Genomic DNA, 18837 nt, shown 5'->3' with positions numbered 1-18837 from the left:
TCGGGCATGAGTTCCCGCAGCCGGCAGCGTGGTGCCTGGCGCTGGCCGTCGCGCTGGGCCTGGGCGCAGGCGATCGTCGCGCTGCTGGTCACGGCGGCCGTGGCGATGCTGTGGCTCTCGCACCTGCAGGCGGGACCGCTGGCGCGCCTGGACGGCCTGGTGCAGGACGCGCAGGCGCAGTGGCGCGGCCGGCTGGCGCCCGGCGCGACCTATCCGGTCACGCTGGTGCGGTTCGACGACGCCAGCGCCGCGCGCTTCGGCGGCATGGCGCCGGGACGTCCGCTGCTGGCCGATGCGATCACGAAGTTGCAGGCGGCCAGGCCGCGCCTCATCGCTGTCGACATGCTGCTGCTCGACGCGAAGCCTGAAAGCGACGCGGCGCTCGCGGCCGCGATGCGCGGCGGCGCGCCGGTGCTGCTGCCGTTCGCCATGCCGCCAGGAACCGGCGGCGGTATCGGCGGCGTCGCTGCAGCCGGTGCGGCTTCGGCGCCGTCCGGCATCGTTCCGCCCGGCCTGCTTCCTCAGGCGTTCATGCGTGCCGAAGGCACGCCGCGCAGCGCGCTGCTGCCCGAACGTGCCGACGCGCCGCCGGAGCCGTTGCTGTCGGCGGCGAAGGCGCTCGGCCACGTTCAGGCGGAGCGCGAGATCGACGGCACCCTGCGCCACGATCTGCCGGCCTTGCCGCTGGACGGCGAGGTCTATCCGTCGCTGGCCGTGCGCATCGCCGGGGACGCGATGCGCCAGCCGTGGTCCGAGGCCACGCTGCGCTGGAGCCGCGACCTGCGCTGGGGCTCGCTGCGCGTGCCGCTGGATCTGCTGTCGCGCCAGGGCGTCAACTACTACGGCCCGGCGGGCACCTTCCCTTCGGTGACCCTGGCCGATCTCGTCGACGGCAAGGTGCCCGAGGAGGCGCTGCGCAACCGCATCGTGATCATCGGCGTGTCGGCGCTCGGCGCCGGCGACCATTTCCCGAGCCCCTTCGACGCGGGCCTGCCCGGCATGGAGCGGCTCGCGACCGTCGTCGACAACATCCTGACCGGTCGCACGCTGACGCGGCCGTCGTGGGCCCCGCTCGCCGAGCTGGCCGCGCTGCTGGTGCTGCCGCTGCTGTGCGCGCTGCTGCTGGCGCGCGGATCGCTGTGGCGGGGGCTGCCGGTCGTGGTGCTGCTCGTTGGCGGCGGTCTCTACGGCGCGCAGTGGGCGTTCGAGGAGGAACACCTGGTCCTGGCGCTCGCCTATCCGCTGCTGGCGGTGGCAGCGGCGAGTCTCGCCGCGTTGACGCTGCGCGCGCTCGCCGACCAGTCGCGCCGACGTGAGGCGCTCCGGCGCCTGACGGTGAGCGAGGAACGCTATGCCCTGGCGGCCCTGGGCGCGAACGACGGGCTGTGGGACTGGGACATCGCCTCGGACCGGCTCGACGTGTCGGCCCGCTGGCTCGCGCTGATGGGCGACGCGCGGGCGCCGGGCGAAGAGCCCGGCGGCACGAAGCGCCGCTTCTGGCACCGCCCGAAGCGGGCGGCATCCGAGGACGTGACGCGGGGCAGCATCGAGCGCTTCACGAGACCGCTGGACGAGCCGGCGGCGGGCTTGTTCCGCGCCGATCTCGACGCGCACCTTCAAGGCCGCAGCTTCCAGTTCCATCACGTGCTGCACTTCGAGCAGGGCGGCCAGACCCGCGCGCTGCTGGCACGCGGCGTCGCGGTGCGCCAGGACGGCAAGCCGGTGCGCATGGCCGGCTCGCTGACCGACATCAGCGAGAACGAACGCCTGCAGGCGCAGGTCGCGCATGAGGCGCTGCACGACCGGCTCACGGGACTGCCCAATCGCGCGCTGTTCGTCGAGCTGCTGGCGCAGCGGCTGGCCAATCCCACGCCCGGCGTACCGATCGGCGTCGCGCTGGTGGGCCTGGATGATTTCCGCGCGTTCAACGAACGTCACGGCCTGATCGCCGGGGACGCCGTGCTGATCGAGAGTGCGCGGCGACTGGCCGGCGGCGCGGGACGCGCGGCGCGCGCGGGTCGCGTGGTCGCGCGGCTGGGCGCGGACCAGTTCGGCGTGCTCTTCGAGGCCCGCATCGAAGCCGGCGCGCTTGTCGATCGCGTGCCCGAGTGGGCGCTGGCGCGCATCGAGGAGCCCTTCCTGTTCGACACCCTCGAGGCCGTGCAGGGCTCGGTGGCGGCCGTCCCGATGGAGTCGATCAGTCCGACCACGGCGCCTGCCTCGGCTGCTCCTGCCACTCCGACCGCGCCAGCCGCGCGCACCGGCGCGCATCGCCTCACCGCGTGCGCCGGCTGGGCGTTCACGGGCCAGGGCAACTTCAGTCCGGACGACCTGATGGCCGCGGCGGAAAGCGCGCTGGCTCGCGCCAAGGCCGCCGGCGCTGGCCACGCGCGCCTGTTCGATCCTGCGCAGCAACTGGTCGAGCAGTCGCGGCGCTGGGTGAAGGAGAACATCGCGCGCGGTCTGGAAGCCGGCGAGTTCCAGCTCCACTACCAGCCCTTCGTGAGACTGTCGGACCGCGCGCTGCTCGGCTTCGAGGCCTTGATCCGCTGGAAGCATCCGACGCGCGGCATGGTGATGCCCGGCGACTTCATTCCCGTGGCCGAGGAGAGCGGACAGATCGTCGAGATCGGTCGCTGGACGCTGATCGAAGCGGCGCTGCAGCTGCGTCGCTGGCGCGAGATCGGCTTCAAGGGCGAGATCGCGGTCAACGTGTCGGGCGTGCAGCTGGAGCGGGACGCTGAACTGCTCAACGACGCGCGCGAGACGCTGAAGGCGCTCGGCGACGTGCCGGCGTCGCAGCTCAAGCTCGAGGTCACGGAGAGTATGGCGATGGCCAATCCGCAGCGCAGCGCCGAGGTGCTGCAGGAGCTGGCGCGCATGGGCTTCAAGCTGTCGATCGACGACTTCGGGACGGGTTACTCGTCGCTCGCCTACCTGCACCGCTTCCCGTTCGACACGCTGAAGATCGACCGGAGCTTCGTGATGCGGCTGGGCGCCGGTCGCGAGTCGCGCGAGATCGTGCGGACCATCGTGGGTCTCGCCGACGCGCTTGGCAAGCAGACCTTGGCCGAGGGCGTGGAGGAGGAGGCGCAAGCCGCGCTGCTGGAGGAGCTCGGCGTGCAGGTGGCGCAGGGCTGGCTGTTCGCCAAGGCCCTGCCGGCCGAGGAGGCGAAGCGGCTCATCCAGACGGTGCCGTGGAAGAAGCCGGGGTAAAGGCCGGGCAGTCGGTCGGCATCAAGCCCGGATCGATGCCGGCGGCATCCTCCGGGCTCGATTCTTCACGCCATGCCCTGATGCCGCAGCAATGCATCGATCTGCGGCTCCCGACCACGGAAGGCCTTGAAGTTGTCCATCGCGTCGCGAACGCTGCCCATGGACAGGATCTCGTCGAGGTAGCGCCGGCCCGTCGCCGGGTTGAATACGCCTTCCTCCTCGAAGGCGCTCCAGCAATCGGCTGACAGCACCTCCGCCCACTTGTAGCTGTAGTAGCCCGCCGCATAACCGCCGGCAAAGATGTGCGAGAAACTGTGCTGGAAGCGGTTGAACGCCGGCGGCGGCAGCACGGCCACTTCGGAACGCACCTCGTCCAGCAGCTCCTGCACGCGCGTCTCCGCGCCGGGCTCCGCATGCAAGCGCATGTCGAAGAGCGAGAACTCGATCTGGCGCAGCGTCTGCAGCCCGGCCTGGAAGTTCTTCGCCGCCAGCATCTTGTCGAAGAGCGCGCGTGGCAGCGGCTCACCGGTGTCCACATGCGCGGACAACTGCTGGATCACTTCCCACTCCCAGCAGAAGTTCTCCATGAACTGGCTCGGCAGTTCGACGGCGTCCCACTCGACGCCCGAGATGCCCGACACGCCCAGCTCCGCCACGCGCGTGAGCAGATGATGCAGGCCGTGGCCGCATTCGTGGAAAAGCGTCGTGACGTCGTCGTGCGTCAGCAGCGCCGGCTTGCCGTCGGCGCCTTGAGGGAAGTTGCAGACCAGGTGCGCGACAGGGATCTGCTCGGCGCCCGTGCCCGCCAGGTCGGGTCGTGCCCAGCGGCTGCGGACCTCGTCCATCCAGGCACCCGGCCGCTTGCCGGTGCGCGCATAGAGGTCCAGGTAGACCTGGCCGATCAGCCGCCCGTCGCGGCGCAGCTCGCAGAACTGCACCGACTCGTGCCACAGGGACGCCGTCGCCGGTACCAACTGCACGCCGAACAGTCGGTCGACGATACGGAACAGTCCGTCCAGCACGCGCGGCAGGGTCAGGTATTGCCGGACCTCCTGGTCGGAGAACGCGTAGCGCGCCTCCTTGAGCTTCTCGGACACGAACGGCAGGTCCCAGGCCTGCAGGTCGTCCATGCGCAGCGCCGCCTTGGCGAAGTCGTGCAGCTCGTCCAGATCACGCTGCGCATACGGGCGGGCGCGTCCGGCCAGATCGCGCAGGAAGTCCAGGACCTGCGCGGGCGAGGTCGCCATCTTCGGCACCAGCGAGGCGTCGGCGAAGCTGGCGAAGCCCAGCAGGCGGGCCTCCTCCTGGCGCAGCATCAGCAGTTCCTGCATCAGCGGGCCGTTGTCCCAGTCCGGCTTGTCGCCGAGTTCGCTGGCGCGCGTGACGTACGCGCGGTACAGCCGCTCGCGCAGCGCGCGGTCCTCGGCGTACTGCATCACCGGCATGTAGACGGGGAAGTGCAGCGTCACCTTGTGCGTGTCGGGATCCGTGCTGCCATCCTTCTCCGCCGCGGCGCGCGCGTTGGCGATCACGTCCGCGGGGACGCCCTTCAGCTCGGACGCCTTGGCCAGGTAGCTCCAGCCGTCGGTGGCGTCCATCACGTGTTCGGAAAAGGCTTGCCCGAGTTCGGCGCTGCGTTCCTGGATCTTCGCGAAGCGCTCCTTGGCCTCGCCCTGCAGTTCGGCGCCGGACAGCACGAAATCGCGGATCGCGTGCTTCAGCAGCTGCGCGCGCTCGGGCGTCAGGTCGGGCAATGCGGCGATGGCCTTGTACTTGGCGTAGAGGGCCTCGTTGGCGCCCAGTGCGGTGTAGAACTCGGTGACCGCCGGCAACATCGCGTTGTAGGCCTCGCGCAGCGCCGGGGTGTTGGCGACCGCGTTCAGGTGGCCCACGGCCCCCCAGGCGGTCCCCAGGCGCTCCGAGGCGACGTTCAGCGTGCGGGACAGGAAATCGTAGTCGGCGGGGGCGTCGGGGCCCGTGACCTGGTCGAGCGCCCTCTGGGCCTGGGTCAACAGCTCGGTGATGGCCGGCTGGATGTGCGAGGGATCGATCGCGGCGAAATCGGGCAGCGACGCAGTGGAAAGCAGCGGGTTCGCATCGTAGGAAGCAGCGGAAGGCGCGGCGGCGGTGGAGTCGGTCATGCAGGCCTCGTGAGTCTGGCGAAATGCCGGGACAGTGTCTCAGCCTTTCGCGCGCGGATGCGCGGGAGGTTTCTATCGTGGGGGCGGCGTCCGCGCTATCAAGTCGGACGTGCCGCGCACGAGACCTGCATTCTCTTCCTCAGAAGGTTTCCCAGTCGCCGTCGTCGGCCGCCGGCGCCGGTCGGGGCGGCGGCGGGGCCGTCGTCACCGCGGGCTTCGGGTTCGGCTTCGACACCGGCCTCGGCGTAGAAAGGGGAGGCTTGACGGCGTCATGCACGGCACCGCCCGCGGCCGTGGCCATGACCTTGGACGCCGGCTTCGGCGCCGCGATCGGCGCGCCGGACTTCGGCGACTTCGACGACGAAGTCGATGACGCGGCGGACGTCGCCGGTCGGGAGGTCGGTGCGGGCTTCGCAGGCCGCGCGACCGATGCCATTCCTTCCGAGCCCAGGCGGAAGACCGAGACGATCTCCGTCAAGCGGTGGGCCTGGTCCTTGAGGCTTTCCGCGGCGGCCGCCGATTCCTCCACCAGGGCCGCGTTCTGCTGCGTCATCCGGTCCAGCTGCACGACGGCGTCGTTGACCTGCGCGATGCCGCTGCTCTGTTCGGTCGACGCGGCGGTGATCTCACCGATGATGTCGGTGACCCGCTGCACGCTCCCCACGATGTCGCTCATCGACTCGCCCGCCGCCTGCACCAGTCGTGAACCGGCCTCGACGCTGGTCACGCTGGCGCCGATCAGCGTCTTGATCTCCTTGGCCGCTTCGGCGCTGCGCTGCGCCAGCGAACGCACCTCGCTCGCGACCACGGCGAAACCGCGGCCCTGTTCGCCGGCGCGCGCGGCTTCCACCGCCGCGTTCAAGGCGAGGATGTTGGTCTGGAAGGCAATGCCATCGATGGTCCCGATGATGTCGTTGATCTTTCTGGAACTGGCGGTGATCTCGTCCATCGTCGAGACCACCTGGCCCACGACCTGACCGCCGCGCGCCGCCGCGCTGGACGCGCTCGACGCCAGCTGGTTGGCTGTCTGCGCCGCGTCTGAGGTCTGGCGAACGGTCGCGGTCAACTCCTCCATCGACGACGCCGCCTGTTGCAGGTTGGACGCTGTTTCCTCGGTGCGCTGCGACAGGTCCTGCGAGCCGATCGCGATCTCGCTGGAGGCCGTCGTGATCGAGTTGCTGGCCGCGCGCACGTCCAGCAGGATGCGCTGGATCTTCTCGGCGAACAGGTTGAATGACGAGGCGATCCGGCCGACCTCGTCGCGACCGCCCGCCGGCAGGCGTTGCGTCAGGTCGCCGTCACCGGCGCTGATGTCGTCGAGCGCGGCGCGCACGCGGTCTACGCCGCGCAGCATCGCGCTGATCGTGCCGGTCATCGCAACCGCCGCGATCGCCATCATCACCAGCGCAGTGATGACCGCGGTGCGAAGGAGCGCGCTCAACGAGGCCAGGGCCTCGTCCTTCTTCGCGGCGACGAACAATTGCCAGTCGGTGTCCGCGATCGGCGTGCCGCTGACCAGGAAGACATCGCCGCCTACATTCGCTTCCACCCAGCCCGCGGCCGGATCCAGCGCCGTGGCCAACGCCTGCGGGGTCAACTGCCCGGAGATGGCGGTGGCGTCCTTCAGCGCCAGCTTGGCGTCGGGGTGTGCAACGATCTTGCCGTCCTTCGACATCAGGAATGCGAAGCCGCCCGGCGTCGGCTTGATCGCCTGGACCGTCGCGACGACGTCGTCCAGGAACACGTCCGTCGCGATGACGGCCTTGGTGCCTCCGCCACTCTTGTCTGCTGCGGCGAAGGTGACGACCAACCTGCCTTTGGAGGCGTCCATGTACGGCGCAGTCAGTACGGTACCCGAGGCGCCTGCAGCGCCGGTGTACCAGGGCCGCGCGGTGGGGTCGTAGTCGGCCGGCAGATTCTGCGGCGTATTGAAGACGATCTTCTTGTCGGCGAACCCGACGTAGGCGGCCTCGAGTCGCCCCGACTTCGCTGCCTGCTGCAACAGCGGCACCGGATCGGCGGCCGCGACGGCCGGCTGCAGCGACGAGACGATGTCGCGCTGCGAACGGACCCACTGGCGGATCGCATCGGAACGGGCCGCGGCCAGTTCATCGAGGGATTGGGAAACCTGCTGCCGGGTATGGCCCCGCACGGTCACGTAGTTGGCGACGGTGATCGCCAGCAGCGTCAGGGCGACGATGCCGACGCCCAGCGCGATCAGCCGGGTCTTGATCGAGTCGAACATGAACGGGCTCCTTGGCTGTTGCCGGCACCGGGCATCACGCTCTCTGGCGCCATTCCCCCACGTAACACGCTCTCTCTTGGCGCGCCATCACGGCGCGGACCGACCAGAAAAAACGCCCGGGCGGGCCGGGCGTCTTCTTTGTTCGATCAGGCGATCGTGACCGCGTCCATCAGCCCCATGTCCGCGCTGGACATGAGACCCTCGATGTCGATCAGGATCAGCATGCGCTCGGCGACTGCGCCGATGCCCATGATGAAGCTGGTGTTGACGGTGCTCGCGCTCAACTCCGGCGCCGGACGGATCACGTCGCGATTCAGTTCCAGCACGTCGGACACCGAGTCCACCACCGCGCCGACGACGCGGTTCTTGACGTTCAGCACGATCACGACGGTGAAGCTGTTGTACTCGGCCGTCGCGCAGCCCAGCTTCAGGCGCAGATCGACGATCGGCACGATCACGCCGCGCAGGTTCACGACACCCTTGATGAAATCGGGCGCGTTGGCGATGCGGGTCGGCTGCTCGTAGGAACGGATCTCCTGGACTTTCAGGATATCGATGCCGTATTCCTCCTGGCCCAGGCGGAAGGTGAGGTACTCACCGCTGGCGGGGGCGGCATTCGCGGCACCTTGCGGGACCAGCGCGCCAGAGTTCGCTTGCACGACTTGCGTGCCGGTTTGTTGGACGATTTCCATGTGTTGACCTCGTGCGGCTGATTAGAAGGTTTCCCAGTCGCCGTCGTCGGCGGTGGTGGCCGGGGCTGCCGGCTTGGGAGTGAACGGTGCTGGCGCTGCCTTGGGCGAGGCTGCGGGCTTGGCGGCGGCTGGTTTTGCCGACGCCGTGGTGGTGGGTCTGGTAGCGGGCGCGGTGACCGACTTTGCCGGCTTGGCCTTCGCTGCGGCGGGCTTGGCCGGCGCGGCCTTGTGTTCGAACTTGGCGGCCGGTTTGACCGGCGCCATCGTCGTCGTCGTAGAAGCGGCTGCGGTCGAGGTGGCGGCCGGTTTCGTCACGGTGCTCGACTTGGCAGTGAACGCGGTCGCCGAAAGCGCCGTCGCGTTGCCGGACACGCGGAAGCGGTCGACCACGCCGCCCAGGCGCTCGGCTTGGTCCTTCAGGCTTTCGGCGGCGGCGGCGGACTGCTCGACCAGTGCGGCGTTCTGCTGCGTCATCTGGTCCAGGTTGCTGACACCCTGGTTGACCTGGCTGATGCCGTCGCTCTGTTCACTGGAGGCGGCGGTGATCTCGCCGATGATGTCCGTCACCCGCTGCACGCTGGAGACGATGTCGCTCATCGTGCTGCCCGCTTCCTGCACCAGGCGCGAGCCGGTCTCGACGCGCTCGACGCTGGCGCCGATCAGCGTCTTGATCTCGCGAGCGGCTTCGGCACTGCGCTGTGCCAGCGAACGGACCTCTCCGGCCACGACCGCGAAGCCACGGCCCTGTTCGCCTGCGCGGGCGGCTTCCACGGCAGCATTCAAAGCCAGGATGTTGGTCTGGAACGCGATGCCGTCGATCGTGCCGATGATGTCGCTGATGCGCTTGGAACTGGCGTTGATCTCGTCCATCGTCGAGACGACCTGGCTCACCACCTCGCCGCCTTTGGCTGCCGCGCCGGACGCGGAGGAGGCCAGTTGGTTGGCGGTGCGCGCCGAGTCGGCAGTCTGCTTGACGGTGCCCGTCAACTGGACCAGCGAGGACGCGGCTTCTTGCAGGTTGGAAGCGGTCTGTTCGGTGCGGCTGGACAAGTCCTGGTTGCCGGTCGCGATCTCGACCGAAGCGGTGCGGATCGAATCGGCCGCGGTCCGCAACTGGCTGACCATCGACTGCAACGCTTCCTGCATGTGGTGCAGCGAGCGCATCAGCTTGGATGCCTCGTCGACACCTTCAACCGGCTTCATCGTGCGCGACAGGTCACCTTCGGCGATCGCGGCCGCCAGGGCTTCGGCGTCGGCCAACGGAGCGCAGATGGTCTGCATGTTCAACAGCGTCAGTGGCACCACGACGATGGCGGCGAACACCAGCACCAGGCCGAAGGTCCACAACACGCCGCCCTGGGTGCTTTCCATGCCCTTGCGCATCGCTTCCGACTGCGCTTCGAGGCGGGTGGCCAGTTCGTCAAGCTGCTTCTCGGCTTCCGCCACCTGGTCCTTGGCGGGCTGCAGCAGCCGGTCGGCGACCGCTGCATGATCGTATGCGCCGGCTTCCAACTGCGTCACCACGTTCGCGGATTTGGCGCCGTAGGTCTCCAGCGCGGTCTGCAACTTCTTGATCGCGTCCTGGTCGTCGGCGCCGCTGAGCTTGGCGAGCTCAGCCAGTTGTTCCGAAGCCTTCTTGCGGGCGGCATCCCACTTGGCGTGGCGATCCTTGACCACCTCGGGCTTCTCGTAGTTGATGATCATGTCCTTCTCATGGACACGGAGCTTGCCCATCGTGCCCGCGAGGTCGCCGAGCAGATTGCCGCGAGCGGTCGATTTCTCGAGGAACTCCTGCGTCTGGCCGCGCATCGACTGCATGCCGAACAGTCCCACGCTGCCGACCACCATCAACAGCGCCAGCACGATGCCGATCGCGCCGATCATGCGGGTCCGGATGCTGAATTGACGCATCAATGCGCTGAAATTCATGTCTACCTCTTATGCGTTGGACGCCGGCTTTCGACCGACGTCCGCCCTGATTCAAAAACGCCCGGGAGTGTCAATGACGCGAGCGACGCACCAGGCTGCCCACGTCCAGGATCAGCGCCACGCGACCGTCGCCCATGATGGTCGCGCCGGAGACGTCCGTCACCTTGCGGTAGTTCGCTTCGAGGTTCTTCACCACCACCTGCTGCTGGCCGAGCAGTTCGTCCACCAGCATCGCCACGCGGCCGCCCTCGGCCTCGACGACAACCATGATCGAGCTGACATGCTCGAAGTCGAAGCGGGGCACGTTGAACACCTGCTCGAGCTCGACGACGGGCATGTACTCGTCGCGGACCTCGACCACGCGACCCGAACCGCCGACTGTCTTGATCGTGTCGGACTGGACCTGGAAGGACTCGACCACCGACGACAGCGGAAGGATGTAGACCTCTTCACCGACGCCCACGCTCATGCCGTCCATGATGGCCAGGGTCAGCGGCAGGCGGACAGAGACCTTCATGCCGTAGCCTTCGGCGGAATCGATCTCCACCGTGCCACCGAGGGAGGTGATGTTCTTCTTCACGACGTCCATGCCCACGCCACGGCCGGAAACGTCCGTGACCTGATCGGCGGTCGAGAAACCCGGCGCGAAGATCAGGCCCCAGACCTCCTGGTCGGTCATCGTGTCCGGCGCGTCGATGCCCTTTTCGCGGGCCTTGCGGATCAGCTTCTCGCGGTTCAGTCCGCGTCCATCGTCGCGCACTTCGATGACGATGGAGCCACCCTGGTGGGAGGCGACCAGCGTGATCGTGCCCTGCTCGGGCTTGCCCTTGGCGGCGCGGTCGGCGGGCGATTCGATGCCATGGTCGCAGCTGTTGCGCACCAGGTGGGTCAGCGGATCGGTGATCTTCTCGACCAGGCCTTTGTCAAGTTCGGTCGCTTCGCCTTGCGTGACCAACTCGACCTTCTTGCCGAGCTTGGCCGCCAGGTCGCGCAGCATCCGCGGGAAACGGTTGAACACGACCGACATCGGGATCATGCGGATCGACATGACCGATTCCTGAAGATCGCGCGTGTTGCGCTCCAGGTCGGCGAGTCCGGAAGCCAATTGCTGATACAGGCCCGGGTCGAGGTTGCGGCTGTTCTGCGCCAGCATCGCCTGCGTGATGACGAGTTCGCCGACCAGGTTGATCAACTGATCCACCTTTTCGACAGACACGCGCAACGTGGACTGATCCGGGCTGGCACCGCCGGCGCGCGGGGCGACGTCGGTGCGAGCGGGCGCCGCAGGCTTGGCGGCGGGCACCGGCACGTTGGTCTTGGGCGCCTCGGCCTTGGCTTCGGCGGCGGTCGCTTCCGGCACGCCGGGCGCGTCGTCGAAGAAGCCGTAGCCGGGGTCCTCGTCCTTCTTGGTCTCCAGCGGCGCGCCGGGCGCACCCTCGTGGAAGCCGAAGCCTTCGCTCAGCGGCAGCAGCTTGACCTGCTCGCGCGAAACGTGGAAGGTGAACAGGTCCAGCAGATCGTTGTCGGTACTGCTCGTCAGCACCTTGAAGCGACGCATGCCGTCGGCGGAGATGCCGCCGTCCAGCGGCTCGATCGTGCCGAGGTCCGTGATTTCCTTGAACAGCTCGACCAGATTGTCGGCCTGCGCGGCGTCGCTCAGCGGGCCGACGAGGAGTTCAAGCTGGCGAACGTTCGATTTCAGCGGGGCTGCCGCGGGCGCCGCAGGTGCCGCGGCGGGCGCGGCCAAGGTGGCGGGCGCGGGAGCGGGTGCGCGCGTGCCGTCCAATGTGCCGCCGTCCACCAGCGTGCGGATGCTGCTCAGCAAGGCGGAAGTGTCCACCGCGTCGGCGCCCGATCCCTGATGGCGGGCCAGTTGCGCCTTCAGCGCATCGCCGGATTGCAGCAGCACATCCACCATCGGCGAGGTCGGCGCCAGCTCGTGGCGACGCAGCTTGTCCAGCAGCGTTTCCATCTGGTGCGTCAGTTCGGCCACGTCGTTGAAGCCGAACGTCGCCGCGCCACCCTTGATCGAATGGGCGCAGCGGAAGATGGCGTTCATCTGCTCGTCGTCCGGGTTCTCGATGTCCAGGTTCAGCAGCAGCTGTTCCATGTTGTCGAGGTTCTCCCCGGCTTCTTCGAAGAAGACCTGGTAGAACTGGCTCAGGTCGATGCCAGCACCCAGGTTTGCGCCCTCGGAGGTCATATCTCCCATGAATCTCTCCAGCTAGCCTTCAGCGAATCACCTTGCCGATCACCTCGATCAGCTTGGCCGGGTCGAAAGGCTTCACCAGCCAGCCGGTGGCGCCCGCCGCACGACCCGCCTGCTTCATCTGATCGCTGGACTCGGTGGTCAGGATCAGGATCGGCGTGGTCTTGAACTTGGGGTTGTCGCGCAGCTTCTTGGTCAGGCTGATGCCGTCCATCCGGGGCATGTTCTGGTCGGTCAGCACCAGATCGAAATCGCGCTGGGACGACTTCTCCCAAGCATCTTGCCCGTCCACCGCCTCCACGACGTTGAAACCCGCATTCTTGAGGGTGAACGAGACCATCTGGCGCATGGAGGCCGAATCGTCTACGGCGAGGATCGAGGGCATTTTGAGTTCTCCGGATGACAAGCGGTTTTCGGGTGGACCTGAAGATTCTTGAGGACCTTGAGGGCGGTCTGGTGACGGTGCCCGGTGATTTCGTGACCTAACGGACGGATCGGGGGAACATTCAGAAAAGTTCAACCGAACCGGCGTCCATCTCGTCTTGCGTGACGGGATTGGGGCGCAGGGGGGCGGTTTCGACGACGGCCATGCCGTCCTCGTCGTCCCCGAAGGTGTCGCGCGCAAGCTGGTCGGAACAGTTGCGCAGTCGCTGGCTGGTGTGCGCGATCAACTGCGTCGACATGTCCTGGAACTGCAGCGCGGTGATCGCACCGGCCAGATGCAGCATCAGCTGCTGCAGCGCATCCTGATCCTTGGCTTCCGGCAGACGCTCGCGCATCTGGTCCACAAGGCTCGAAGCGCCGAAGAAATGCGTCGACAACGCTTCGCAGGCGTCATCAAGCAGGCGCTGCAGGCGCTCGAGATCGTTGTTGACCGTCATCAGATGGTCCTGCAGCTCGGCAGCGGCGAGCAGCGGCATCAGTCCTGTGCCTTCCGGCTCGACCGACGTCTCATCGATTTGCATCTTGGCTCCACTTAGGGTGTCCTGGTGCGTCTTCATGTCTGCCCAACTCAGACATGCGCCCGGACTTGTCGGCTGGCAAGAATCTTCGGCTTTTGCCACGCATCTGTCGACGGGACTAACCGTGCAAAGTCATCCCAATAGGTCAGATCGTTTGGTCATCGACTTGACCGTGGCAAATCTCGATAAGGGTAAACCCAAGACTCTAAGGTTTCCAGATGAATAATGCGTGGGGGCTCCCTGCATAGATGAGGGATGCGCGACAAACTTGGCATACTCCCGGCCATGCCGACTCTCCCCCTGGCCGAGCGCTCTCTGCGCCTGCTTCATATCGAGGATTCCGACCTGGATCACCAACTGATCCTGGCCCAGTTGCAGCGGTCCGGATTGCGATTCGAGATCACGCGGCTGGACACGCTGCCCGATATCGAGGCAGCCCTCGACCGGACCTGGGATGCGGTGATTTCCGATTACAACCTCCCCGGGTATTCGGGACTGGTCGTGCTGGACATGATCAAGCAGCGGCAACTGGTGCTCCCGTTCGTGCTGGTGTCGGGTGAAATCGGCGAGGACACGGCGGTCGCGGCGATGCGCACCGGGGCTTCGGATTACCTGCTCAAGAACAACCTGACGCGGCTGGCGCCGGCGCTGATGCACGCGATCGAGTCCTGCGAGGCCCAACTCGCGCGGCAGGAGGCTGACCGAGAACTGCTCAAATCCAAGCAGCAGCTGCACGAGCTGGCGGGGCACCTGCAGACGAGCGTCGAGATGGAACGGGCGGCGATCGCCCGCGAGATCCACGACGACGTCGGGGGATCGCTGACGGCGCTGAAGTTCGACTTGGCCTGGATCGCGCGTCACAGCAAGGACGATGACGTCCAGCAGCGCGTGCAGTCGGCGCTGGAGACGGTGACCAGCGCCATCGAATCGAGCCAGCGCATCATGCACAACCTCCGCCCGGCCATCCTGGAACAAGGATTGCTGGCAGCAGTGCAATGGCTCGCGGCACGCTTCGAGCGCCGGACCGGCATCGCCACCGCGGTGCGACATGTCGGCGAGCAATTCCAGTTGCCGGCGGGCGTCCCGCTGGTGGCCTACCGCTGCGCGCAGGAGGCGCTGACCAATGTGTCCAAACATGCCGGGGCGACCAAGGTCGACGTGGAATTGAGCATGGAGGGCGGCGTGCTGACGCTGGAGATCAAGGACAACGGCCACGGTGTCGCGCCGGGCGACCTGAGCAAGGCCCGCAGCTTCGGCATTCGCGGGTTGCGCGAGCGCGCGGCGACGGTTGGCGGCTGGGTGGATCTCAGCAGCGGCTTGCAGGGCACGGCGCTGATCCTGTCCGTGCCCTTGCGCGGCGTGATCGGCGATTTCGAATTCGACGACGACGGGGAGCCGGTCCCTGCCGGTGCCGGCCATGACCCCTCTTCGTGGGGCGCCCTATGATCAAAGTGATCCTTTGCGACGACCATGCGCTGATCCGTCGAGGCATCCGCGACACGCTGTCCGACGCGCCAGACATCGAGGTGGTCGGCGAAGCCGGCGATTACGGCGAGCTGCGCAGCCTGATGCGCACGCTGGCGGTCGACAAACAGTGCGACGTACTGGTGCTCGACATCAACATGCCGGGTCGCAGCGGTCTGGACGTGTTGCACGTGCTCAAGGACGAGGGAACGACGACAAGGGTGCTGATCGTGTCGATGTACCCCGAGGACCAGTACGCGATACGCGCGCTGCGCGCCGGAGCCTACGGATACGTGAACAAGGGCGGCGATCCGCAACTGCTGGTGCAGGCGGTGCGCACGGTGGCGCAGGGACGCAAGTACGTGACGCCCGAGATCGCGCAGATGCTGGTGGAGAGCCTGACCGCGCCGGCGCCGGAGCAGGCCCACCAGAAGTTGTCCGATCGCGAACTCCAGACCCTGGTGATGATCGCGTCGGGCAAGCGCCTGTCCGACATCGCCGAGGAGCTGATGCTCAGCCCCAAGACGGTGAGCGTGTACCGCGCGCGGGTGCTGGAGAAGCTGGCGTTGTCCAACAACTCAGAACTGACGGTCTACGCCATCCGCAACGGACTGGTCGAAAGCTGAGTCCAGGCCTCAGTCGAAATCCTCCGTCCCCGTTCGTCGTCATCCAGGGACGTTCACGCCAGCCAGCCGCCATTCATCGCAAGTCAGCATTGACGAGCAGGGGGCGCCTCGGAGAATGCGCCCCGTACTGACACACAGGGGGCCGTCATCGATACCGCACTGTTGAAAGAGCTGCGCATCCAGGGGAACGAGCGCGACGACCACGGGGGCGGGCCGCCCCGGTGGGTCTGGACGCTGGTGGCTGTGCTGGTCGTGTTGGCGCTGCTGGTCGTGGGTGGCTGGTGGTGGTGGCGGCAGTCGCAGGTGCCGGAGGTTGAGACCGCCACGGCCCAGTCGCGCGGCGGCGCAGGCGGCGCAGCCGTCCTGCAGGCGACCGGCTACGTGACGGCGCGTCGTGCCGCGACGGTATCGACGCAGATTACCGGCACACTGACCGAGGTGCTGTTCGAGGAAGGCGACAAGATCCAGAAGGGTCAGGTGTTGGCCCGTCTCGAGGATCACGCGTTGCGGGCCGCGCTCGACATGGCCCGGGCCAACGTGAAGAGCGCGCAGGCCAACATCGAAGCGACGCGTGCGCACTGGCTCCAGTCGCAGTCCGACCTGAAGCGCCAGGACGAGCTGGCCCTCAGCGGCATGACCACCAAACAGTCCGCCGAACAGGCCCGCACAGCGGTGAACGCCTACGCTGCGCAGCTGGAAGCGCGCCGGCGCGAGGCCGATGCCGCCGCTGCGCAGGCCACACAGGCGCAGGTCAATTTCGACTACACGGTCGTCAAGGCGCCGTTCTCTGGCGTCATTATCGCGAAGGCGGCGCAGGTCGGCGAGATTGTGTCGCCGCTCTCCGCCGGCGGCGGCTTCACGCGGACCGGCGTCGGCACCATCGTCGACATGGACTCGCTGGAAGTGGACGTCGACGTCAACGAGGCCTACATCGGCCAGGTCAAGGCCGACATGCCGGCCCAGGCGGTGCTGGATGCCTATCCCGACTGGCGCATCCCGGCGCACGTGATCGCGGTGGTGCCCTCGGCCGACCGCGGCAAGGCGACTGTGAAGGTGCGGGTTGCGCTCGAGCAGAAGGACCAGCGCGTCGTGCCCGACATGGGTGTCCGCGTGTCCTTCCTCGCCGCGAAGGAAAGCGCGCAGACCGCGCCGCCGCCCGGCGTGCTCGTGCCGAAGTCGGCTGTCGTATCACGCGATGGCGGCGACCTCGTGTTCGTCGTGACCGGCCAGACCGTCGCCCAGCGCAAGGTGCGCCAGGGCACGCCGGTCGGAGACCAGGCGGTGGTGCTCGACGGCGTGAAGGCCGGCGACACCGTCGTCCTCAATCCGCCCGAAGCCTTGCGCGACGGCGGCGAGATCAAGCCGGCGGCCGGCAGGTGAAGCCGACAGCGCGGGGACGCCACGTCCCCGCTGGAAGTCCAGGAAACCGAAGCGAGGAGTCACCGTGAGCAATCTGATCGAGATCCGTGACCTGTCCAAGGTCTACACCCGCGGCAAGCAGAAGGTGGAGGTGCTGCATCACATCGACCTGGATGTGCAGCAGGGCGAGTTCCTGGCGCTGATGGGCCCGTCCGGCTCCGGCAAGACGACGCTGCTCAACCTCATCGGCGGGCTGGACCAGCCCAGCGGCGGCAGCATCGCCATCGGCGGGGAGCGCATCGACCAGCTCAGCTCTGCGGCGCTGGCGAAGTGGCGAGCGGCCCGGGTGGGCTTCGTGTTCCAGTTCTACAACCTGATGCCGACGCTCTCGGCGCAGCGCAACGTGGAGCTGCCGCTGCTGCTGACCAAGCTGTCGGCAGCCGAGCGCAAGAAGCGCGCCGCGATCGCGCTGCAGCTGGTGGGCCTGTCGGACCGTGCCAGCCACAAGCCCACGGAACTCTCTGGCGGCCAGCAGCAGCGCGTGTCGATCGCGCGGGCGATCGTCTCCGACCCGACCCTGCTCGTCTGCGACGAGCCCACCGGCGACCTGGACCGTCAATCGGCCGAGGACGTGCTGGCCTTGCTTCAGGCGCTCAACCGGGACCACGGGAAGACCATCGTGATGGTGACGCACGATCCGAAGGCCGCCGAGCGCGCCCGTCAGACGCTGCACCTGGACAAGGGCACGCTGGTCGAGCAGACCGTGTCCGCCTCGGCCTGAGGCCGCCGCGCCAAGGTCAAGTCCCGCAAGAAAGGGCTCGCCATGAAATACCTTCACCTCATCTGGGCGGCGCTGTTCCGGCGCAAGCTCCGGACAGTGCTGACGCTGGTGTCCATCATCACCGCGTTCCTGCTGTTCGGGCTGCTGGACGCGGTCCGCACCTCCTTCGACCAGGCCGGCCAGTCGGCCAACGGCGCGTCGCGGCTGCAGACCGGCTCGCGGCTGTCCTTCATCCAGACCTTGCCGATGGCGCTGACGCAGCGCCTCCAATCGGTGGACGGCGTCAAGCTGGTGACCTATGCCAACTGGTTCGGCGGCGCTTACCAGGATCCGCACAACCAGGTCTTCAGCTTCGCGGTCGCGCCGAACTACCTCGACATGTATCCGGAGATGGTCGTCACCGATCAGGCGAAACAGGCCTTTGCGACGACACGCATCGGTGCGCTGGTGGGCGAGGGGTTGGCCAAGCGCTTCAACTGGAAAGTCGGGGACAAGATCCCGCTGCAGTCGACGATCTTCCCTGACCGCAACGGCAGCAAGAACTGGCAGTTCGAGGTCGTCGGCCTGATCCATGCCGCGGACAAGAAGTCCAGCGGCTGGTACGACCAGCTGTTCCTGCTGAACTGGAAGTACTTCGACGACACGACGCCCTACAACCAGGGCGCGGTCGGCTGGTACGTGACCCGGGTCGCCGACGCGAACCAGGCGGACCGCGTGGCCAAGGCGATCGACGCGATCTCGGCCAACTCGGACCATGAGACCCGCACGCAGACCGAGCAGGCGGCGATGGCCTCGTGGATGAAGCAGGTGGCGGACATCGGACTGATCGTCAGCTCGATCATGGGCGCGGTGTTCTTCACGCTGCTGCTGCTGTCGGGCAACACGATGATGCAGGCCGTGCGCGAGCGCACCAGCGAGATCGCCGTGCTGAAGACGATCGGTTTCTCCGGCCGCAGCGTGCTGGCGATGGTGCTGGCGGAGTCGGTGCTGCTGCTGGTGATCGGCGGCGTCATCGGACTGGCACTGGCGAGCGTCATCGGGCCGGCCGTGAGCGCGGGCAGCGGCGGCACGCTGCGCCTGCCGGCGGCCGGCTTGAACAGCTGGGCCACCGGCGTCGGGCTGATGGTGCTGTTCGGCGTGATCGTCGGCGCGCTGCCGGCCTTGAACGCGATGCGGCTGAACATCACCGATGCGCTGGCGGGGAGGGCCTGAC

At 67.5% G+C, this 18837-nt stretch carries 13 protein-coding genes; 6 read left to right on the top strand and 7 right to left on the bottom strand.

Annotation, left to right across the window (positions count from 1 at the left end):
• Positions 1-6: 6 nt before the first annotated feature.
• Positions 7-3216, top strand: coding sequence for an EAL domain-containing protein (locus ABE85_RS15270; protein WP_197507022.1), 3210 nt, complete (start codon positions 7-9; stop codon positions 3214-3216).
• Positions 3217-3281: 65 nt separating this feature from the next.
• Here ABE85_RS15270 and ABE85_RS15265 read toward each other — a convergent pair whose 3' ends face one another.
• The 7 genes from ABE85_RS15265 to ABE85_RS15235 all read right to left on the bottom strand — a co-directional run bounded on the left by ABE85_RS15265 (position 3282) and on the right by ABE85_RS15235 (position 13397).
• Positions 3282-5357 carry a M3 family metallopeptidase gene (locus ABE85_RS15265; protein ID WP_067276245.1) on the bottom strand — a complete coding sequence of 692 codons (2076 nt, stop codon included), beginning with the start codon at positions 5355-5357 and terminating at the stop codon, positions 3282-3284.
• A 139-nt stretch (positions 5358-5496) separates the two neighbouring features.
• Positions 5497-7602 (bottom strand): methyl-accepting chemotaxis protein, encoded by a 2106-nt coding sequence (locus ABE85_RS28760; RefSeq protein ID WP_067276243.1) that lies wholly within the window; start codon positions 7600-7602, stop codon positions 5497-5499.
• A 146-nt stretch (positions 7603-7748) separates the two neighbouring features.
• Entirely contained in the window at positions 7749-8294 is a 546-nt protein-coding gene (locus tag ABE85_RS15255) for a chemotaxis protein CheW (RefSeq protein WP_082938639.1), read from the bottom strand.
• A gap of 21 nt (positions 8295-8315) precedes the next feature.
• On the bottom strand, positions 8316-10223 hold the full coding sequence (locus tag ABE85_RS15250) for a methyl-accepting chemotaxis protein (protein ID WP_067276241.1): 1908 nt from the start codon (positions 10221-10223) through the stop codon (positions 8316-8318).
• A 70-nt stretch (positions 10224-10293) separates the two neighbouring features.
• Positions 10294-12435 carry a chemotaxis protein CheA gene (locus ABE85_RS15245; RefSeq protein ID WP_067276239.1) on the bottom strand — a complete coding sequence of 714 codons (2142 nt, stop codon included), beginning with the start codon at positions 12433-12435 and terminating at the stop codon, positions 10294-10296.
• Between the two features lie 19 nt (positions 12436-12454).
• A complete protein-coding gene (locus ABE85_RS15240; RefSeq protein ID WP_067068294.1) occupies positions 12455-12817 on the bottom strand; it encodes a response regulator in 363 nt (120 codons plus the stop codon).
• A gap of 121 nt (positions 12818-12938) precedes the next feature.
• A complete protein-coding gene (locus tag ABE85_RS15235) occupies positions 12939-13397 on the bottom strand; it encodes a hypothetical protein (protein WP_067276237.1) in 459 nt (152 codons plus the stop codon).
• Between the two features lie 282 nt (positions 13398-13679).
• Between ABE85_RS15235 and ABE85_RS15230 the strand changes: the two genes are divergently transcribed.
• The 5 genes from ABE85_RS15230 (at position 13680) to ABE85_RS15210 (ending at position 18836) form a co-directional block, all read left to right on the top strand.
• Complete coding sequence (locus tag ABE85_RS15230; protein WP_067276232.1) at positions 13680-14840, top strand: histidine kinase; 1161 nt, start codon at positions 13680-13682, stop codon at positions 14838-14840.
• Positions 14837-15484 carry a response regulator transcription factor gene (locus ABE85_RS15225; RefSeq protein WP_067276230.1) on the top strand — a complete coding sequence of 216 codons (648 nt, stop codon included), beginning with the start codon at positions 14837-14839 and terminating at the stop codon, positions 15482-15484. Before ABE85_RS15230 ends, ABE85_RS15225 begins: the two co-directional genes overlap by 4 nt.
• 162 nt (positions 15485-15646) lie before the next feature.
• Positions 15647-16864: an efflux RND transporter periplasmic adaptor subunit gene (locus tag ABE85_RS15220; protein WP_197507021.1), complete on the top strand. Its 1218-nt coding sequence runs from the start codon at positions 15647-15649 to the stop codon at positions 16862-16864.
• Between the two features lie 64 nt (positions 16865-16928).
• The gene (locus ABE85_RS15215; RefSeq protein ID WP_067276225.1) at positions 16929-17624 is read left to right on the top strand and encodes an ABC transporter ATP-binding protein; all 696 of its coding nucleotides are present in this window, start codon (positions 16929-16931) and stop codon (positions 17622-17624) included.
• A gap of 42 nt (positions 17625-17666) precedes the next feature.
• The gene (locus tag ABE85_RS15210) at positions 17667-18836 is read left to right on the top strand and encodes an ABC transporter permease (protein WP_067276223.1); all 1170 of its coding nucleotides are present in this window, start codon (positions 17667-17669) and stop codon (positions 18834-18836) included.
• Position 18837 lies beyond the last annotated feature (1 nt).

The sequence above is a fragment of the Mitsuaria sp. 7 genome (genome assembly GCF_001653795.1).
GTDB lineage: Bacteria > Pseudomonadota > Gammaproteobacteria > Burkholderiales > Burkholderiaceae_C > Roseateles.
This window is presented reverse-complemented; position numbering and strand designations above follow the sequence as displayed.